Here is a 16,025-nt window from a genome sequence, read left to right as displayed (position 1 = left end):
AGAGTGTTATGACCGCGATTAAACCGGACGCCATCGACCGCGTTCTTCCCGCCACCACACCCTGGTTAGCCGTCGTCAACGTGCTGTTCGCCGGCATCGCCGCGGCGCTGCACGTGGGCAAGGCCACCATCGCGCTGCCGGCGCTGCAGGCCGAGTTCGGCCGTTCGCTCGAGGCGCTGAGCTGGGTGATTTCGGCCTTTCCCTTCGTCGGCGTGTTCGGCGGCATCGCCGCCGGGCTGTTGGTGCGCCGCTGGGGTGACCGGCGCCTGCTGGCGCTTGGGCTGCTGATCATCAGCGCCGCCAGCTTTACCGGCGCCACGCTGCACGACTTCGGCGGGTTGATCGTCAGCCGCTTTGTCGAAGGCCTCGGCTTCGTGATCGTGGTGGTCGCCTCGCCGGCGGTGCTGAACCGCCTCGTCGCCCCAGCGCAGCGCAGCCTGGTGTTCGGCATCTGGAGCACCTTCATGCCGGCGGGCATCGCCATTTCACTGTTTTTCGGCCCCCATCTCGCCGACTGGCAACAGAGTTGGCAGGCCGGTGCGGCGCTGACGCTGCTGGCCGCCCTGCTGCTGCCGTTGACCACCTCCCGGCGCGCCACCGAGGCGCACGTTCCGCCGTTACAGCTGCGGCAAGCGCTGGGCGCGATGCTGCGGGCACGCCGGCCGCTGTTGCTGGCGCTGATGTTCACCACTTACAACCTGCAGTTTTTCTCGGTGATGACCTTCCTGCCGATCTTCCTGATGCAACGCATCGGCCTGTCGCTGGCGGCCGCCGGCGGCATCAGCGCGGCGGCGGTGGCTGCGAACATCATCGGCAACCTCGCCGCCGGCGTACTACTGTCACGCGGTCTGTCCGCCAGAACGCTGCTCGCGGCCACCAGCCTGATCATAGGCATCTTCGGCATCGGCATTTTCCTGCCGATGACGCCCAACGGCCTGCTGATCCCGCTGTGTTTCCTGTTCTGCGCCATCGCCGGCATGCTGCCCGCCACCATTCTGGCCGCCACGCCGGCGGCGACGCCGGAACCGACGCTGCTGCCGCTGAGCCTGGGGCTGGTGATGCAGGGGAACTATCTCGGCCAGGTGATCGGCCCGGTCGCGCTAAGCGCCATCGTGGCCGCGGCCGGTTGGGCGGCCCCGGCGTGGCTGGTGCTGGCGGCGGCGGTGTCAGGGGCGCTGTTGGCGCTGGCGGCTAATCTTCCGTCAGAAAATCGATGAATTTCCGCACTTTAAGCGGAACATAACGCGCATAGGGATAAAGCAGAATGAAGGGGCGTGAGGCGCCGGCGTAATCTTTCAGCACCTCCACCAACGCCCCGCTTCTCAGCTCTTGTTCGACGCTAAAGCGATAAACCTGCATCAACCCGGCACCATTTTTCACCAGCGTCAGCGTGGCGAGATAATCTTCCTGGCAGAGCCAACGCCCGCGGGTTTCCACTTTGCTATTTTCGCCCTGCACGTTAAAGGCCCAGGAGGTTTTCCTGCCGGTGCTGGGCAACGCATACTGAATGCAGTCGTGCTGGGCCAAATCCGCCGGCGTAAGCGGCGCAGGATGGCGCTGCAAATAGCCCGGTGACGCCACTACGATGAGTTCGGCCTCCTCCAATCGCCGCGATACCAGGCCTGAATCGTTCAGTTCGCTGCCACGAATGGCAACGTCGAATTTATCTTCGGAAAAGTCGATATTTTGATTACTGACGTGCAGATTCAGCGTGAGTTCGGGATAGCGCTGCGCAAACTCGGGCAGGCGCGGCAACAACCTAAAATGTGCGTATAGCGTCGGTACGCTGATGCTGAGCGTGCCGACCGGTTTCTGCCGCTCGCCTGAAATTTTCGCTTCGGCCTCGATCAGTTGGCTCAGCGCCCTGCGACACTCCAGGTAATAACTTTGGCCGGCATCCGTGACGCGCATCTGGCGCGTCGTGCGGATAAACAGCTTCGCCTGCAACCGCGCCTCCAGGCGCGCAACGGAACGGCTGACCGCCGCAGGCGTTATCCCGGCGGCATTGGCCGCGGCGGTGAAACTGCCGGTCTCGACGGTCAGGCAAAACAGCTCGATGCTGCCCACTTGGACATCGTCAAAATGACGTTGCATATCTATCCCTGCCAATTCATTACATAAAGTATAAATTAAAGTTCTTTTCCCCTCATTTTTCAATTCAAAGGTATGGATTACCGTTCACCTAGACTAAATCACAGCCCTGTCGAGGAGGGGACATGAACAAGGTAAAAACGGTCATTGTAACGGGGGCATCGAGCGGATTGGGCTTTGCCATTGCGCAAGCCTATCTGGCACGCGGTTATCAGGTTGTCGCAAACGCCCGTTCGCTTGAACGGCTGCAAACGGCGGCGGACCAACTCGGCCATCAGGCCAATCTGCTGCTGGTGCCGGGAGACATTGCGCTGCCGGAAACCGCCGAACGGTTGTTCAGCATGGCGACACAAAGGTTTGGCCGGGTGGATATTCTCATCAATAACGCCGGCATATTTATCGCCAAGCCGATCGCCGACTATTCGCCGGAGGATGTCGAGGCCATGGTGGCAACCAACCTGAAAGGCTTCTTCTACCCAGCGCAGGCCGCCGCGCGGCATATGCAACAATTCGGCGGTGGCCATATCGTCGCCATCACCGCGTCGATCGCCATGCAGCCCAACAGTAAAGTGCCCGCCTTGCTGCCGGTGCTGATCAAAGGCGGCCTGAATCAGGCCGTACGCGAACTGGCGTTGGAGTTGGCGCCGCATAACGTGATGGTCAACGCCGTGGCGCCAGGCATCATCGCCACGCCGATGCACCAGTACGATGAGCAGAACCTGGCTCAGATGCGGCAACTGGCGCCAACCGGCCGCATAGGTCAACCTCAGGATATCGTCAACGCGGTGCTGTACCTGGCCGATTCCCATTTTGTCACCGGCACCGCGATCGCGGTGGACGGCGGCGCAACCGCCGGGGTCTGGTGACCCCATGGAGCAATGATATGCCATACATCAACATTAAAGTGACCGATGAAGAGATCAGCGCCGAGCAAAAACGATGGCTGATCGAGGGGGCCACCGCGCTGCTGGAACAGGTGCTGAATAAACCGCGCCACACCACCTTCGTGGTGATTGACGAGGTGCCTACCGACAACTGGGGCGTCGGCGGAGAGAGCGTAACCACCCTGCGCGCCAAAGAACGGCGCGGATAACGGATGATTCATTATGTGAATGTATTGTCGTAGGGTACAGCGGCTAATTATCGTTATCGGGTCTGCATAGCTAGAGCAACCGCGCTATCGCGAAGGATAAGGCCAGTGATGATCAAGGCCCGATAATGACAAGGCGCCGGTCGCGGCAAGATAAACCAGTACGCCGGCGAAAACGATCAGCAGTGCTTTTTCTATAACGGCAAGTCGTTTGTGTTCAGTCATTTGCATACTCCTACGTGATATCGGGCGAACGGCCGCCCTCATCAACACTAGGAAAGCCTGGCTCAGGCGACAAGCGCGGCTCACAAAATGAAACACAATCGATAAATTTTGTTAATTATTTAGCCCTCTTTCTTTTCTCGCGCCGCCGCCTGTCCACCGTACGGCGCCCACCTTGCCCTTAATAACCCTATGGAATACGCCACTAAAAATCCCCTACCGGTTAAGCAAAGGTGATGATAGTGTTGTTTTCATTCAGTTCATCTATGCTGAAAATTCATCTTTTGAGGGACGACTATGATGTCTAAAGGCATTTCCAAGGGATTCTTTATTCTGATCCTGTTTATCGTCACCGCCGCCTTTCTTGATGTGCTGGGGCCTTACTACTCCTCGGTGCTGTGGGCAATTATTCTGGCGGTGATTTTCCATCCGGTGAAAAAGAAGCTGAAGCAGTACGTTGGCGAACGCAACGGCGTGGTATCGCTGCTGACGGTGGCGCTGATCTGCCTGATCGTGTTCACGCCGTTGGCGATCATCGCCTCGTCGCTGGCGATGGAATTCAACGTGATCTACACCAAGCTGCAGACCAACAACAGCCAATTGCCGACCATGCTGGCGGACTTTATGCGCCACCTGCCCGGCTGGGCGCAGCGCTTCCTGGCGGAGCATAACCTCAACAGCGCCGCCGAGATCCAAAAGCAGCTTTCCGAGGTGGCGCTCAAGGGCGGGCAATACCTGGCGGGCAGCGTGTTCCTGATCGGCAAGGGCACCTTCAACTTCGTCGTCGGCTTCGGCGTGATGCTCTACCTGCTGTTCTTCCTGCTGAAAGACGGCCCCTACCTGGTGAACCTGGCGCTCGAAGCGCTGCCGCTCTCCCAGCACGTGAAGCACCACCTGTTCGTGAAGTTCGCCGCCGTCTCCCGCGCCACCGTCAAGGGCACGGTGGTGGTCGCCGTGGTGCAAGGCGCGCTCGGCGGGCTGGCGTTTTACTTTACCGGCATCGACGGCAGCCTGCTGTGGGGCGCGCTGATGGCGTTCCTGTCGATCATTCCGGCCGTGGGCTCCGCCATCATCTGGGTGCCGGCGGTGATCTACTTCTTCGCCACCGGCATGCTGTGGAAAGCCATTTTCCTGGTGGTGTTCTTCGTGGTGGTGATCGGCCTGGTGGACAATATCCTGCGCCCACTGCTGGTGGGCAAAGACACCAAAATGCCGGACTACCTGATCCTGATCTCCACCCTGGGCGGCATGGAGATCTACGGCATCAACGGCTTCGTCATCGGCCCCTTGATCGCCGCGCTGTTCATCGCCTGCTGGAACATTCTGTCCGGCCGCGACAGCGAGGAGAACATCGAAGAGATCGACGAAGAATTCATCGAGGAAGGCAAAAACCATCCCGACGCGGCGGAGTAACCCTCTCGCAGCGAATCACGCCGGGGCCCAATTGGGCCCCTTTTTTGTCTGTGGTATCCTTGCCGTGCTTACAAGGAAGAACGGGTTTCGTTATGCTTATTTTTTACGCCACGCTGGCTATCGCCTTCACTCTGCTGTGCCTGATGGCCTTTCTCTATTGCGCTTATCAGCTGTCGAAGCACGGCGACGTCAAGTTTTTGGCCTCGCTTTCCGTGCTGCTCTTCGCGCTGCTGGCCTTCTATGCCGCTTATGGCTACGTCAGCACCTGGCTGCAACAGCAGGCGGTCGATGTCCGGCTGTATTAGCGCGCCTGGATAAAAAAGACCTGCTCCGGATCGCCGTCATCGAGATTGTCAATCTGGCCGCTGGCGACAAACCCGGCGTTCAGCAGCAGCCGCTGCATCGGCAGGTTGGAGCGATTGGTGGAGGTGAACAGCTTCGGGTGCCGACAGTGAGACTTCAACGCGGCAATCAGCACCAGCCCGACGCCCCGGCGGCGATAGCGCTCGCCAACCATCAGCATCTCGATAAAGCCGCAGCCGAAGAAGTGATAGTGCAGCACGCCGTAGCCCATCGCCATGCCGTGTTCCTCGGCAAGATAACAGATGCCCTGCCCGCACCAGGCGCGGATCTGCGCCGCGCGTTGTGGCTCGTCTTCGGCAGCGCTGTCGAGGGCGATCAGGGCTGCGGCATCGGTTTCAGTGGCAAGACGAACAGGCATGTTTACCCCCTCATGTTTATGGGTAGCGGCGACACCGCTTCAACGAAACGGCAACCGAAGCGGGATAATTTTTACATCCCCGCCGAATTTTGTAATCCTATTATAGAGTTACTAGAACCCACGCCAAGGAAGGAAAGCATTTCCCAATGAGAATACCGCAAATCTCCGCCGCCCTGCTGTTTACCCTGCTGCTGACGGGCTGCCAGTTCCACAAAACCGTGTTCCCGCCGCCGTATATCGGCACCCCGCAAGAGATCAGCACCTACGAAGTGAAAGGGCTGACGTTCGTCACCACCGTCACCTTCAGCGGCCTGTTCGCCGAAGATCTGGTGCGCGAATACGCACAGAAACATCACTACCGCTATTACGTGGTAACGATACGCAGCAACGGTTTTAAAGATCGAGCCGAGCGCGTGAGCGCGATGATGTATCGGTAGGAGCGCCGGCCCTGATTTGCAAACCTGCATCAGGGCTCTACTTCAAACCCCCATCTCGCTCGATGCCGCCGCAGGTAAGCTCTGTTCTTTTCAGACAACCCGCTAATGTTGGCGTCCAACGGGATCCTTAGCTCGCATAACAAACCGCTCATCGTCCGTGAATACAGCAAACGTCCATCATCGGCAAAACTGATCATGCCGCGATCGAACAGCTTGTCCAGATTGGGGATTAACGGCAGACCATTGTGCGGATCCACTTTTTCTTCTGAGGTCGCAATCGACCAGGCAACGATGTGAGAGGCAATGAGAATAGACGGCTCCGCAATCCCCGTGACGGCGCACCGGTTTCCCCACCGCTTAAACATTTTATCGCGATAGGGGCCATGCCCAATCCGCGCCTGAATCACCGTTGCTTGCTCACCACCGATCTCTTTGGTGATTTCGACGGTATCCGCATGGAAGTTGATAGAGAGATTTTCCGAGATAAAACTGGCGATCAACGCGGCTGCCGGTGCGGGGATCTCGCACATATAGTTTTCGGTGCATCCGCCTGTCTTATTAAAAACGCGCGGAAGGCAAGTCGGGTTGTGCATGCGCATGAACGCCTGATTAAAAAGGGAAACATCAATAGGTAGTTCAAGACGCGTCAGTTCCAAATCGACTTGGGTACCCGCAATATGCCGCGGTCCCGCGACCCGATGCTCAGGCCGCGGTGCAGAGTAAGCATCGCGTACCGCTGTCGCCACGCCGATAATCTTCCTACCCTTGTGGCAAAAAATCAGGTCACCCTCTTTGACTTTTTTGACCGTTTCCCACCCGGCAGGCTTAAACATGTGCCCAGTCTTATTTATTCCATATTGCGGCGCCCACAGAAATTCGCCCTTCAAAACTTCCGCGACGCTGCCACCGATGTTGACCCAGAAAAAACGCATTGCCACTCTTTTATAATCAGGGGTTTTAACGTTTATCGTCACCATTCATCAATGGCTTTAGTGATTTTCACCCATTAACGCAGAGTGACGGCAATAAAAAATCCCGGCCTTGACCGGGATAGCGTTGCACAGAAACAGCGTTGCTTATTCACTGAGGGCGAAATTCCAACGTGCTGCTTTTGACCGCTTCGTAAACCGCAGCTGTTGGCGGTTTAGGCAGACGCGCATTGACGATTGCCTTGATCGCGGCCTGGCAAAGTTCAGGTTCCCCTTGATCAACCCGAACGCTGATCAGCAGACCATCCGGCGCCAGCTTGATGCTCAATGTACAACTTCTGCCTGAGTAGGCTTCAGCATCTTTCAAATGGCTTTGAATCGCGGCCTGCAACTGGGCGATATAGCGTTCTTTCTCTTTTCCCGGCGCCGGCGTCTTTGGGGCGCCAAGGTTGGCGAAAAGATCATCGACCTCTTTATTCACCGGATCGTTTTGGCTGGGGGCAGTACTCTTGGCACACCCCGTTAACGTCAGCGCGGTCATCGCCGCCAATAGTATCGCGATGCCGGTTTTGTAGCCTGAATGCGTTATTTTCATATCCCTGTCCTTTTGGATGATTATCAGCCGCATCAACGTTGTATTCGAAAAAATCCCCGGTGAATACTTATACAGAATTAACGCCAAACCACCAGAGACATTGTTAGTATCAAGCATCGGTATGCGGAGTATCTTGGGCCGATGGTGACATGAAGCCATAGCGCACTCGCCGGGCAGTACGTCTGCGAACCCTGACCTATTGATAACTTTGTTATCCGAACGATCAATCACCCCATCAATAAATTAAGAAATTCTTAATTTTTTATCGCATTAAAAGCGTTTCAACGCTAACAATCTAGAGATTCTGCCTATACTTACTTTCCTGCTATTAAATTCATTTAAGTAACCAGGATGGTAAGTATGAAAAGTAAACGACTCTTTGCCGCGCTTCTTACTGCGACTACGGTGATGTTCATAGCGGGCTGCGCTTCCAATCAGGCGATCAAAACAACGGATGGCAAGACCATTGTCACCGACGGCAAGCCTCAGGTCGATAAAGATACCGGGTTAGTCTCCTATCGAAATGCAGAAACGGGCAAAACGGAACAGATCAATCGAGACCAGATTGCAAACATGAGTGAGTTGGATAACTAAAAGGAGCTACAAATGAAAAAAACGCTTGTTCTTCCCGCGATCGCCCTGGTTGCCATCGCCGCACTGTCAGGCTGCACACGCACCAGCTACGCCATCCATACCCACGACGGTCGAACGCTCATCAGTGATGGTAAGCCGAAAGAAACCGCTGCCGGGTTGATCGGTTATACCGACGCCAATGGCGTTAAACAGCAAATCAACAAGACGGAAGTCAAAGAGGTTTCAGAGATCCCGCATTAAGATTTCGATAACCTTAGCCAGCTAAAACCAAGGGAGCCAATGGCTCCCTTTCTACTCAAAAAACCGGCGTACTTGCCTGCATTTAACGATAACGCCGATAAACACCTGACATTTAGCGGCAACGTTCTCAGGTTTGCCATAGGGATCTCTCCTTTCCCTGCATCAAGCAGCTATAATCCAAAAAGTGGAGTTTTTTGATAACGATAAGGAGGGAGTATGTATAAAACTATCTTGGTTCCCGTGGATATTACCGAGCCGGAATTAACACAGCAGGTCATCCCGCATGTCAACGCGCTCGCCAGGCTCGAAGACTCCCACGTCCATTTCCTGGCGGTGATCCCTTCGCGCGCCACCTACGCCGCTTTCGGCTTTGCCGCCACGGCGGCGATAGAAACCAAAGACGAAACCATTGCGCTAGCGACCGAGGGGCTGGCAAAAGCAGCAAAACAATTCAGCGTGCCTGAAGATAGAGTGACCACGCACGTTGCCGTCGGCGATCCTAAAGATCAGATCCTGGAACTCGCTGATGCGCTTAACGCGGAGATTATCGTGATGGGTTCCAACCGCCCTTCTGCGATCACTTACCTCCTCGGCTCCAATGCCACCGCCGTCGTCCGCCACGCCAATTGCCCGGTGCTGGTCGTACGTGAATCGGCTAACGCCGCTCGCTGAGCCTGTCCGATATCTCACTCGCATTTGAACAATAAAAAAACGGGAGCCCTAAGGCTCCCGCTCTCATTCAAGCGCTGAACACACTTACATGTGTTTAACGATAGCGTCGCCAAACTCTGAACATTTCAGCAGTTTAGCGCCTTCCATCAGGCGTTCGAAGTCATAGGTCACGGTCTTGGCAGCGATTGCGCCTTCCATGCCCTTAACAATCAGGTCAGCCGCTTCGAACCAGCCCATGTGACGCAGCATCATCTCTGCGGACAGAATGATGGAGCCTGGGTTCACTTTGTCCTGGCCGGCGTACTTCGGCGCGGTGCCGTGAGTCGCTTCGAACAGCGCGCAGTCGGAGCCGATGTTGGCGCCCGGCGCGATGCCGATGCCGCCGACCTGAGCCGCCAGGGCGTCGGAGATGTAGTCGCCGTTCAGGTTCATACAGGCGATTACGTCGTATTCCGCCGGGCGCAGCAGGATCTGCTGCAGGAAGGCGTCGGCGATCACGTCTTTAACCACGATCTCTTTGCCGGTGTTCGGGTTCTTGATCTTCAGCCATGGGCCGCCGTCGATCAGCTCGCCGCCGAACTCTTCGCGCGCCAGCTCATAGCCCCAATCCTTGAAGGCACCTTCGGTGAACTTCATGATGTTGCCTTTGTGAACCAGGGTCACAGAGTCACGGTCGTTGGTGATGGCGTATTCGATCGCCGCACGCACCAGACGCTTGGTCCCTTCTTCGGAGCATGGCTTCACGCCGATACCGCACTGCTCTGGGAAGCGGATTTTCTTCACGCCCATTTCGTCGCGCAGGAATTTGATCACTTTGTCCGCTTCGGCGGAGCCGGCTTTCCACTCGATGCCGGCGTAGATGTCTTCGGCGTTTTCGCGGAAGATCACCATGTCGGTCAGCTCAGGCTGTTTCACCGGGCTTGGGGTGCCCTGGTAGTAACGCACCGGGCGCAGGCACACGTACAGGTCCAGCTGCTGGCGCAGGGCCACGTTCAGAGAACGAATGCCGCCGCCGACCGGGGTGGTCAGGGGGCCTTTGATGGCGACGCGGTAGTCGCGGATCAGGTCCAGAGTTTCGTCCGGCAGCCACACGTCTTTACCGTAAACGTGGGTAGATTTTTCGCCGGTGTAGATTTCCATCCAGGAGATTTTACGTTCGCCGTGGTAAGCCTTTTTAACGGCCGCATCAACCACGTGGATCATGGCAGGAGTCACGTCAACGCCGATGCCGTCGCCTTCGATGAACGGGATGATCGGGTTATGAGGAACAACCAGTTTACCCTGGGCGTCAACCGTGATTTTTTTACCTTCTGCCGGAACAACTACTTTGCTTTCCATCAACCTCTCCTTCAAGCGCAATTTTGTTAATGCTTTGTAAGATGCGTGTAGATACTACTTGAATATTCGGTCCGCGCCAATCCGAAACGGATTCGGTTATAATGCGCTTATCATCCGTAATCTCAACTGTTATGAAAAAATTCTCTGTTAGAAATCACAACGTTAAACGATTCAGCAAGCCGAATGCCGCCAAACCCGCCGCGCCGAAAGAGCCGCGCCGAATTGTGTTATTCAACAAGCCCTTCGACGTGTTGCCGCAGTTCACCGACGAAGCCGGCCGCGCCACGCTGAAAGCGTACATCCCCTTCCCCGACGTTTACGCCGCCGGGCGCCTGGATCGCGACAGCGAAGGGCTGCTGGTGCTGACCAACGACGGCCAGCTGCAGGCGCAGCTCACCCAGCCGGGGAAGCGCACCGGCAAAATCTATTATGTGCAGGTCGAGGGCGCGCCGCAGGAGAGCGATCTGGCGCCATTGCGCAGCGGCGTCACGCTGAAAGACGGCCCCACGCTGCCCGCCGGGGTGGAGCTGGTGGCCGAGCCGCAGTGGCTGTGGCCGCGCAACCCACCGATCCGCGAACGTAAATCCATCCCCACCAGCTGGCTGAAAATCACCCTGTATGAAGGGCGAAACCGCCAGGTGCGTCGCATGACGGCGCATATCGGGTTCCCTACCCTGCGCCTGATTCGCTACAGTATGGGTAATCTTTCGCTGGGTTCACTGCAGCCTGGTGAATGGAAAAGCATCGATTCCCTGTAGACCGATAACTGATGGAGGCGCCATGAAATACACGCCGATCGCGCTGCTGCTCGCCGCTCTGGCGGCCCCGTTCGCCGCCCAGGCCGCCAGCTTCGACTGCGCCAAGGCGGCAAACCGCGATGAGCAAGCCATCTGCGCCAACCGCACGCTAAACGATCTGGACGTGCAAATGGCCACCAAATACCAATTCCTGCGCGGCCTGTTCGCCATGGGCGCGCGCGGCGCGATGCAGGACAGCCAGCAGGCCTGGCTGGCAAAACGCCAGCGGTGCGGCGGCGATACCGCCTGCCTGCTGCAAAGCTACCGCACCCGCATCGCCGAGCTGGACGACATCTACCGGCGTATCGACAAACCGCTGTAAGGAAAGGAGAGCGCATGTTCAAACCGCACGTCACCGTGGCCTGCGTAGTGCACGCCGCCGGCAAATTTTTGGTGGTCGAAGAGACCATCAACGGCAAAGCGCTGTGGAATCAGCCGGCCGGCCACCTGGAGGCCGACGAGACGCTGGTGCAGGCTGCCGAGCGCGAGCTGTGGGAAGAGACCGGCATCCGCGCCACGCCGCAGGCGTTCCTGCGCCTGCACCAGTGGATCGCGCCGGATCGCACGCCGTTCCTGCGTTTTTGCTTCGTTATCGAGCTGGAGCAGCCGCTGCCGACCGAGCCGCACGACAGCGACATCGATCGCTGCCTGTGGCTGAGCGCCGACGAGATTCTGCAGGCGCCCAACCTGCGTTCCGCGCTGGTAGCGGAGAGCATTCGCAGCTACCAGCAGCCGGAGCGCTACCCGCTGTCGCTGGTCGGCAGCTTCGCCTGGCCGTTTTAAGGGCGCCGGGCAGCACAAGATGAACAGTGCGCCGGCGCGGCCAACGTGGTAAAATCCTGCGCTTGTTTTTATCAGCACGGTTCGTGTTCAAGTTCGTGAGATCCCCATGTCAGACAACAGCCAGAAAAAAGTAATCGTCGGTATGTCCGGCGGCGTCGACTCTTCCGTTACCGCCTATCTGTTACAGCAACAGGGCTATCAGGTCGCTGGGCTGTTCATGAAGAACTGGGAAGAAGACGACGACGAAGAGTACTGCTCCGCCGCGACCGATCTGGCCGACGCGCAAGCGGTCTGCGACAAGCTGGGCATCGAACTGCACACGGTGAACTTTGCGGCGGAATACTGGGACAACGTGTTTGAGCTGTTCCTGGAAGAGTACAAGGCCGGCCGCACGCCGAACCCGGATATCCTGTGCAATAAAGAGATCAAATTCAAAGCCTTCCTGGAGTTCGCCGCCGAAGATCTGGGGGCCGATTTTATCGCCACCGGCCACTACGTGCGCCGCCAGGACGTGGACGGCAAGAGCCGCCTGCTGCGCGGCGTCGACGGCAACAAAGATCAGAGCTACTTCCTCTACACCCTGAGCCACGAGCAGGTGGCGCAAAGCCTGTTCCCGGTCGGGGAGCTGGAGAAGCCGGAGGTGCGCCGCATCGCCGAGCAACTGGAGCTGGTCACCGCCAAGAAGAAAGATTCTACCGGCATCTGCTTTATCGGCGAGCGCAAGTTCCGCGACTTCCTCGGCCGCTACCTGCCGGCCCAGCCGGGCCCGATCGTCAGCGTTGACGGCCAGACCGTCGGCGAACACCAGGGCCTGATGTATCACACCCTGGGCCAGCGCAAAGGGCTGGGCATCGGCGGCCTGAAAGACAGCAGCGAAGATCCGTGGTACGTGGTCGATAAAGACGTGGCCAACAACGTGCTGGTCGTCGCGCAGGGGCACGATCACCCGCGCCTGATGTCCGTCGGCCTTATCGCGCAGCAGCTGCACTGGGTGGATCGCCTGCCGCTGAGCGGCCCGTTCCGCTGCACGGTGAAGACCCGCTATCGCCAGCAGGATATCCCTTGCACCGTGACCCCGCTCGACGATGAACGCATCGAAGTGCGTTTCGACGAACCGGTCTCCGCCGTCACCCCCGGCCAGTCGGCGGTGTTCTACCAGGGCGAAGTCTGCCTCGGCGGCGGCATCATCGAACAGCGCCTGGCGTAATTCGCCTGGCCGCCCAAGAAAAACGCTGCGTTTACCGCAGCTTTTTTTTTATTCAAAATTCCACCTGCGCCCCCAGTTCGATCACCCTGTTCGGCGGGATTTCGAACAGGTCCGGCGCCCGTAGCGCGTTGCGCTGCAACAGCTGGAACACCTTGCCGCGAATGCGCAAATACCAGGGCCGCTTGCCCAGCACCAGCGTATCGCGCGACATGAAGAACGAGGTCTCGTTCATGGTGAAGCTCATCCCTTCCAGCCCACAACGATAAAGGATGTCCGTCACGTTGGGCGTTTCGCGCCAGCCGTAGCTCGCCACCACCCGCCAAAAGCTCGCCGACAGCTGTTCGATCGCCACCCGCTGCACGTTGTGCACGTACGGCATGTCGGTGGTGACGATGGTCAGCAGCACCACGCGCTCATGCAGCACCTTGTTGTGCTTCAGGTTGTGCAACAGCACCAGCGGCACCGCGTGCGGCGTGCGCTCCATAAACACGGCGGTGCCCGGCACCCGCTTCGGCGGCGCCTTCTCCAGCGATTCGATCAGCGCGGTCAGCCCCTCCTGATTATCGCGCAGCCGGCGGATCAGGCGCGAACGCTCGGTCTTCCAGGTCAGCATGATCAGCAGAATGGTCAGCCCGAGCGCCACCGGCAGCCAGCCGCCGGTCGCCAGTTTGATCAGGTTGGCGCCAAACAGCGGCACGTCGATGCACAGCATGATAACCAGCATCAGCCCGCCCAGATAGCGCGGCCAGCCCCAGTTTTTCACCGCCACGATGCTCAGCAAAATCGACGACAGCAGCATGGTGCCGGTCACCACGATGCCGTAAGCCGAGGCCAGGTTGCTGGAGTGTTTGAAGCTGATGATCACGATCAGCACCGCCGCGAACAGCAGCCAGTTCACCACCGGAATGTAAATCTGCCCGGACTCCTGATCGGAGGTATAAATGATGCGCATCGGCGGCAGGTAGCCCAGCCGCACCGCCTGGCGCGTCAGCGAGAACACGCCGGAGATCACCGCCTGCGAGGCGATGACCGTCGCCAGCGTGGCGATCACCAGCAGCGGGATCAGCGCCCAGGTCGGCGCCAGCAGGAAGAACGGGTTGTTGATCGCCGCCGGGTTGGCCAGCAGCAGCGCCCCCTGGCCGAAGTAGTTCAGCACCAGCGACGGCGCCACCAGGGTAAACCACGCAAGGCGGATCGGTTTTTTACCGAAGTGGCCCATATCGGCGTACAGCGCTTCGGCGCCGGTCACCGACAGCACCACCATGCCCAGCGCAAAGAACGATACCGCCTTGTACTCGAGGAAAAAATTCACCGCCCAGTAAGGGTTCAACGCCCGCAGCACGCCGGGGTGATGCAAAATGCCGCCGATGCCCAGCAGCGCCAATGTCAGGAACCAGATCACCATCGCCGGCGCGAACAGCTTGCCGACGCTGCCGGTGCCGTGTTTTTGGATCGCAAACAGCGCGGTCAGCACCAGCAGCGAGAGCGGCACGATAAAGCGGTCTAGCTCGGGGGCGATAATCTGCAGCCCCTCGATGGCCGAGAGCACCGAAATGGCCGGGGTGATCACCCCGTCGCCATAAAAGAAGCTGCCGCCCACCAGCCCGATCAGCACCGCCGCCGGCACCCAGCGCGCATCCAGGTTGCGGATCGCCAGCGACATCAGCGTCAGGATCCCCCCCTCGCCGTCGTTGTCGGCGCGCATCACGAAACAAATGTATTTAATTGACACCACCAGCGTCAGCAGCCAGAAGATCAGCGACAGAAAGCCGTAGATCGAGGCCGGCGTCATGGTGATGCCCTCCTCTGCCGTCAGGCATTCGCGCAGGGTGTACAGCGGGCTGGTGCCGATATCGCCGTACACCACGCCGATGGCCGCCAGCGTCACCGCCGGCAGCGGCTGCTTGTTTTTTACGTGCATATAAAGGTCTTTATTTGAGGGCTCACGTTGGCAGTATAGATGCAGCCGCCGCACTTTATTTGCCGCCGCAACAATATGTTCGCGTCGCCACGCCGGCGATTTTCGCCGCCTATTTGCACAGTTCTGCGCCGCACGGCGCCTCCGCCTCGTTACGGGCGTATTAGACGCTGGGTTTACCCTCGATTTTGTGGCATGATCCGCGGCATTCGTTGTCATCGTTGTTACAGCCACGCCCGATCGTTCCCGTTCGCGGCCGCCGCCGTTACCCTGGCGATACACACAACCTTATGCAGTAAGCCATGTACCGTTCACCGCGTTTACAGGAGTCATCGTGGCGAAGAATTATTATGACATCACGCTGGCCATGGCGGGTATCAGCCAGGCGGCGCGTTTGGTTCAGCAGTTGGCCCATGAAGGGCAATGTAACCGCGAAGCCTTTCAAACCTCGCTGAAAAGCCTGCTGCAGATGGACCCGCCCTCCACGCTGGCGGTGTTCGGCGGTGAAGAACGCAATTTGCTGGTCGGCCTCGAAACCCTGATGGGCGTACTTAACGCCAACAACAAAGGGCCGGGTGCGGAACTGACCCGCTACACCATCAGCCTGATGGTGCTGGAGCGCAAGCTCAACGCCAACAAACCGGCGATGAACACGCTCGGCGAACGCCTCGGCCAGCTCGAGCGCCAGCTGGCGCACTTCGATCTTGAGTCGGACACCATTATCAGCGCGCTGGCCGGCATTTACGTCGACGTGGTCAGCCCGCTAGGGCCGCGCATCCAGGTGACCGGTTCGCCGGCAATCTTGCAGAACCCGCAGGTGCAGGCCAAGGTTCGCGCCACGCTGCTGGCCGGCATTCGCGCCGCCGTGCTGTGGCAGCAGGTCGGCGGCAGCCGCCTGCAGTTAATGTTTTCCCGTAATCGTCTGTTCAAACAGGCGCAAAATATCGTTGCTCATTGTTAATCGATCCCAGGAGTTGC

Annotated in this window: 21 protein-coding genes; 14 read left to right on the top strand and 7 right to left on the bottom strand. The window is 58.4% G+C overall.

What is annotated here, in order from left to right:
- The first annotated feature begins 8 nt into the window (after positions 1–8).
- Positions 9–1,217, top strand: a complete 1,209-nt coding sequence (locus ACJ8HT_RS12085) for an MFS transporter (RefSeq protein WP_197651948.1) — start codon at positions 9–11, stop codon at positions 1,215–1,217.
- On the opposite strand, the gene ACJ8HT_RS12080 is transcribed toward ACJ8HT_RS12085, so the two are convergent.
- Positions 1,192–2,094: a LysR family transcriptional regulator gene (locus ACJ8HT_RS12080; RefSeq protein WP_197651949.1), complete on the bottom strand. Its 903-nt coding sequence runs from the start codon at positions 2,092–2,094 to the stop codon at positions 1,192–1,194. The two genes, ACJ8HT_RS12085 and ACJ8HT_RS12080, sit on opposite strands and share 26 nt — an antisense overlap.
- A 122-nt stretch (positions 2,095–2,216) precedes the next feature.
- On the opposite strand from ACJ8HT_RS12080, the gene ACJ8HT_RS12075 reads away from it, so the two are divergent.
- Both ACJ8HT_RS12075 and ACJ8HT_RS12070 read left to right on the top strand, forming a co-directional pair.
- A complete protein-coding gene (locus tag ACJ8HT_RS12075; RefSeq protein WP_197651950.1) occupies positions 2,217–2,957 on the top strand; it encodes an SDR family NAD(P)-dependent oxidoreductase in 741 nt (246 codons plus the stop codon).
- Positions 2,958–2,974: 17 nt separating this feature from the next.
- Positions 2,975–3,184: a tautomerase family protein gene (locus tag ACJ8HT_RS12070; RefSeq protein ID WP_060419326.1), complete on the top strand. Its 210-nt coding sequence runs from the start codon at positions 2,975–2,977 to the stop codon at positions 3,182–3,184.
- A gap of 84 nt (positions 3,185–3,268) precedes the next feature.
- On the opposite strand, the gene ACJ8HT_RS12065 is transcribed toward ACJ8HT_RS12070, so the two are convergent.
- Positions 3,269–3,406, bottom strand: coding sequence for a hypothetical protein (locus tag ACJ8HT_RS12065; protein ID WP_175444106.1), 138 nt, complete (start codon positions 3,404–3,406; stop codon positions 3,269–3,271).
- 294 nt (positions 3,407–3,700) lie between these two features.
- On the opposite strand from ACJ8HT_RS12065, the gene ACJ8HT_RS12060 reads away from it, so the two are divergent.
- On the top strand, positions 3,701–4,816 hold the full coding sequence (locus ACJ8HT_RS12060; RefSeq protein WP_049202735.1) for an AI-2E family transporter: 1,116 nt from the start codon (positions 3,701–3,703) through the stop codon (positions 4,814–4,816).
- 92 nt (positions 4,817–4,908) lie between these two features.
- The gene (locus ACJ8HT_RS12055) at positions 4,909–5,121 is read left to right on the top strand and encodes a hypothetical protein (RefSeq protein WP_033638232.1); all 213 of its coding nucleotides are present in this window, start codon (positions 4,909–4,911) and stop codon (positions 5,119–5,121) included.
- On the opposite strand, the gene ACJ8HT_RS12050 is transcribed toward ACJ8HT_RS12055, so the two are convergent.
- A complete protein-coding gene (locus tag ACJ8HT_RS12050; RefSeq protein WP_084826357.1) occupies positions 5,118–5,537 on the bottom strand; it encodes a GNAT family N-acetyltransferase in 420 nt (139 codons plus the stop codon). The two genes, ACJ8HT_RS12055 and ACJ8HT_RS12050, sit on opposite strands and share 4 nt — an antisense overlap.
- 146 nt (positions 5,538–5,683) lie before the next feature.
- Between ACJ8HT_RS12050 and ACJ8HT_RS12045 the strand changes: the two genes are divergently transcribed.
- Positions 5,684–5,974: a hypothetical protein gene (locus tag ACJ8HT_RS12045; protein ID WP_195873648.1), complete on the top strand. Its 291-nt coding sequence runs from the start codon at positions 5,684–5,686 to the stop codon at positions 5,972–5,974.
- Positions 5,975–6,003: 29 nt separating this feature from the next.
- Here ACJ8HT_RS12045 and ACJ8HT_RS12040 read toward each other — a convergent pair whose 3' ends face one another.
- On the bottom strand, positions 6,004–6,906 hold the full coding sequence (locus ACJ8HT_RS12040) for an HNH endonuclease (protein WP_084826359.1): 903 nt from the start codon (positions 6,904–6,906) through the stop codon (positions 6,004–6,006).
- A gap of 148 nt (positions 6,907–7,054) precedes the next feature.
- The gene (gene tolA, locus ACJ8HT_RS12035; protein WP_228286091.1) at positions 7,055–7,615 is read right to left on the bottom strand and encodes a cell envelope integrity protein TolA; all 561 of its coding nucleotides are present in this window, start codon (positions 7,613–7,615) and stop codon (positions 7,055–7,057) included.
- A gap of 243 nt (positions 7,616–7,858) precedes the next feature.
- On the opposite strand from tolA, the gene ACJ8HT_RS12030 reads away from it, so the two are divergent.
- The 3 genes from ACJ8HT_RS12030 to uspF all read left to right on the top strand — a co-directional run bounded on the left by ACJ8HT_RS12030 (position 7,859) and on the right by uspF (position 9,004).
- Positions 7,859–8,092, top strand: coding sequence for a YgdI/YgdR family lipoprotein (locus ACJ8HT_RS12030; RefSeq protein WP_038877765.1), 234 nt, complete (start codon positions 7,859–7,861; stop codon positions 8,090–8,092).
- A gap of 12 nt (positions 8,093–8,104) precedes the next feature.
- Entirely contained in the window at positions 8,105–8,332 is a 228-nt protein-coding gene (locus ACJ8HT_RS12025; RefSeq protein WP_038877767.1) for a YgdI/YgdR family lipoprotein, read from the top strand.
- Between the two features lie 216 nt (positions 8,333–8,548).
- On the top strand, positions 8,549–9,004 hold the full coding sequence (uspF, locus tag ACJ8HT_RS12020) for a universal stress protein UspF (protein WP_060419331.1): 456 nt from the start codon (positions 8,549–8,551) through the stop codon (positions 9,002–9,004).
- A gap of 84 nt (positions 9,005–9,088) precedes the next feature.
- On the opposite strand, the gene icd is transcribed toward uspF, so the two are convergent.
- On the bottom strand, positions 9,089–10,342 hold the full coding sequence (icd, locus tag ACJ8HT_RS12015) for an NADP-dependent isocitrate dehydrogenase (RefSeq protein ID WP_015377612.1): 1,254 nt from the start codon (positions 10,340–10,342) through the stop codon (positions 9,089–9,091).
- Between the two features lie 131 nt (positions 10,343–10,473).
- Between icd and rluE the strand changes: the two genes are divergently transcribed.
- The 4 genes from rluE to mnmA all read left to right on the top strand — a co-directional run bounded on the left by rluE (position 10,474) and on the right by mnmA (position 13,129).
- The gene (rluE, locus tag ACJ8HT_RS12010) at positions 10,474–11,100 is read left to right on the top strand and encodes a 23S rRNA pseudouridine(2457) synthase RluE (RefSeq protein WP_197651951.1); all 627 of its coding nucleotides are present in this window, start codon (positions 10,474–10,476) and stop codon (positions 11,098–11,100) included.
- Positions 11,101–11,122: 22 nt separating this feature from the next.
- The gene (locus tag ACJ8HT_RS12005) at positions 11,123–11,461 is read left to right on the top strand and encodes a lysozyme inhibitor LprI family protein (RefSeq protein ID WP_047727715.1); all 339 of its coding nucleotides are present in this window, start codon (positions 11,123–11,125) and stop codon (positions 11,459–11,461) included.
- 14 nt (positions 11,462–11,475) lie between these two features.
- Complete coding sequence (locus ACJ8HT_RS12000; RefSeq protein WP_025302526.1) at positions 11,476–11,922, top strand: NUDIX hydrolase; 447 nt, start codon at positions 11,476–11,478, stop codon at positions 11,920–11,922.
- A gap of 106 nt (positions 11,923–12,028) precedes the next feature.
- Positions 12,029–13,129, top strand: a complete 1,101-nt coding sequence (gene mnmA, locus ACJ8HT_RS11995; RefSeq protein ID WP_197651952.1) for a tRNA 2-thiouridine(34) synthase MnmA — start codon at positions 12,029–12,031, stop codon at positions 13,127–13,129.
- Positions 13,130–13,181: 52 nt separating this feature from the next.
- On the opposite strand, the gene kup is transcribed toward mnmA, so the two are convergent.
- Complete coding sequence (gene kup, locus ACJ8HT_RS11990) at positions 13,182–15,050, bottom strand: low affinity potassium transporter Kup (RefSeq protein ID WP_049296670.1); 1,869 nt, start codon at positions 15,048–15,050, stop codon at positions 13,182–13,184.
- 331 nt (positions 15,051–15,381) lie between these two features.
- Here kup and hflD point away from each other — a divergent pair, with 331 nt between their 5' ends.
- Positions 15,382–16,008, top strand: a complete 627-nt coding sequence (hflD, locus tag ACJ8HT_RS11985; protein ID WP_100396293.1) for a high frequency lysogenization protein HflD — start codon at positions 15,382–15,384, stop codon at positions 16,006–16,008.
- The last annotated feature ends 17 nt before the right edge of the window (positions 16,009–16,025 follow it).

Origin of the sequence: Serratia sp. CY44782, assembly GCF_052168715.1 — a bacterium.
Lineage (GTDB): Bacteria > Pseudomonadota > Gammaproteobacteria > Enterobacterales > Enterobacteriaceae > Serratia > Serratia nevei.
This window is presented reverse-complemented; position numbering and strand designations above follow the sequence as displayed.

Coding starts and splice junctions, on each gene's coding strand:
- ACJ8HT_RS12070 (WP_060419326.1), top strand. CDS start 2,975: ATGCCATACATCAACATTAAAGTGACCGATGAAGAGATCAGCGCCGAG.
- ACJ8HT_RS12080 (WP_197651949.1), bottom strand. CDS start 2,094: ATGCAACGTCATTTTGACGATGTCCAAGTGGGCAGCATCGAGCTGTTT.
- tolA (WP_228286091.1), bottom strand. CDS start 7,615: ATGCTTGATACTAACAATGTCTCTGGTGGTTTGGCGTTAATTCTGTAT.
- ACJ8HT_RS12065 (WP_175444106.1), bottom strand. CDS start 3,406: ATGACTGAACACAAACGACTTGCCGTTATAGAAAAAGCACTGCTGATC.
- ACJ8HT_RS12005 (WP_047727715.1), top strand. CDS start 11,123: ATGAAATACACGCCGATCGCGCTGCTGCTCGCCGCTCTGGCGGCCCCG.
- ACJ8HT_RS12030 (WP_038877765.1), top strand. CDS start 7,859: ATGAAAAGTAAACGACTCTTTGCCGCGCTTCTTACTGCGACTACGGTG.
- mnmA (WP_197651952.1), top strand. CDS start 12,029: ATGTCAGACAACAGCCAGAAAAAAGTAATCGTCGGTATGTCCGGCGGC.
- ACJ8HT_RS12045 (WP_195873648.1), top strand. CDS start 5,684: ATGAGAATACCGCAAATCTCCGCCGCCCTGCTGTTTACCCTGCTGCTG.
- ACJ8HT_RS12075 (WP_197651950.1), top strand. CDS start 2,217: ATGAACAAGGTAAAAACGGTCATTGTAACGGGGGCATCGAGCGGATTG.
- uspF (WP_060419331.1), top strand. CDS start 8,549: ATGTATAAAACTATCTTGGTTCCCGTGGATATTACCGAGCCGGAATTA.
- kup (WP_049296670.1), bottom strand. CDS start 15,050: ATGCACGTAAAAAACAAGCAGCCGCTGCCGGCGGTGACGCTGGCGGCC.
- ACJ8HT_RS12085 (WP_197651948.1), top strand. CDS start 9: ATGACCGCGATTAAACCGGACGCCATCGACCGCGTTCTTCCCGCCACC.
- ACJ8HT_RS12060 (WP_049202735.1), top strand. CDS start 3,701: ATGATGTCTAAAGGCATTTCCAAGGGATTCTTTATTCTGATCCTGTTT.
- ACJ8HT_RS12025 (WP_038877767.1), top strand. CDS start 8,105: ATGAAAAAAACGCTTGTTCTTCCCGCGATCGCCCTGGTTGCCATCGCC.
- ACJ8HT_RS12000 (WP_025302526.1), top strand. CDS start 11,476: ATGTTCAAACCGCACGTCACCGTGGCCTGCGTAGTGCACGCCGCCGGC.
- ACJ8HT_RS12040 (WP_084826359.1), bottom strand. CDS start 6,906: ATGCGTTTTTTCTGGGTCAACATCGGTGGCAGCGTCGCGGAAGTTTTG.
- rluE (WP_197651951.1), top strand. CDS start 10,474: ATGAAAAAATTCTCTGTTAGAAATCACAACGTTAAACGATTCAGCAAG.
- ACJ8HT_RS12055 (WP_033638232.1), top strand. CDS start 4,909: ATGCTTATTTTTTACGCCACGCTGGCTATCGCCTTCACTCTGCTGTGC.
- ACJ8HT_RS12050 (WP_084826357.1), bottom strand. CDS start 5,537: ATGCCTGTTCGTCTTGCCACTGAAACCGATGCCGCAGCCCTGATCGCC.
- icd (WP_015377612.1), bottom strand. CDS start 10,342: ATGGAAAGCAAAGTAGTTGTTCCGGCAGAAGGTAAAAAAATCACGGTT.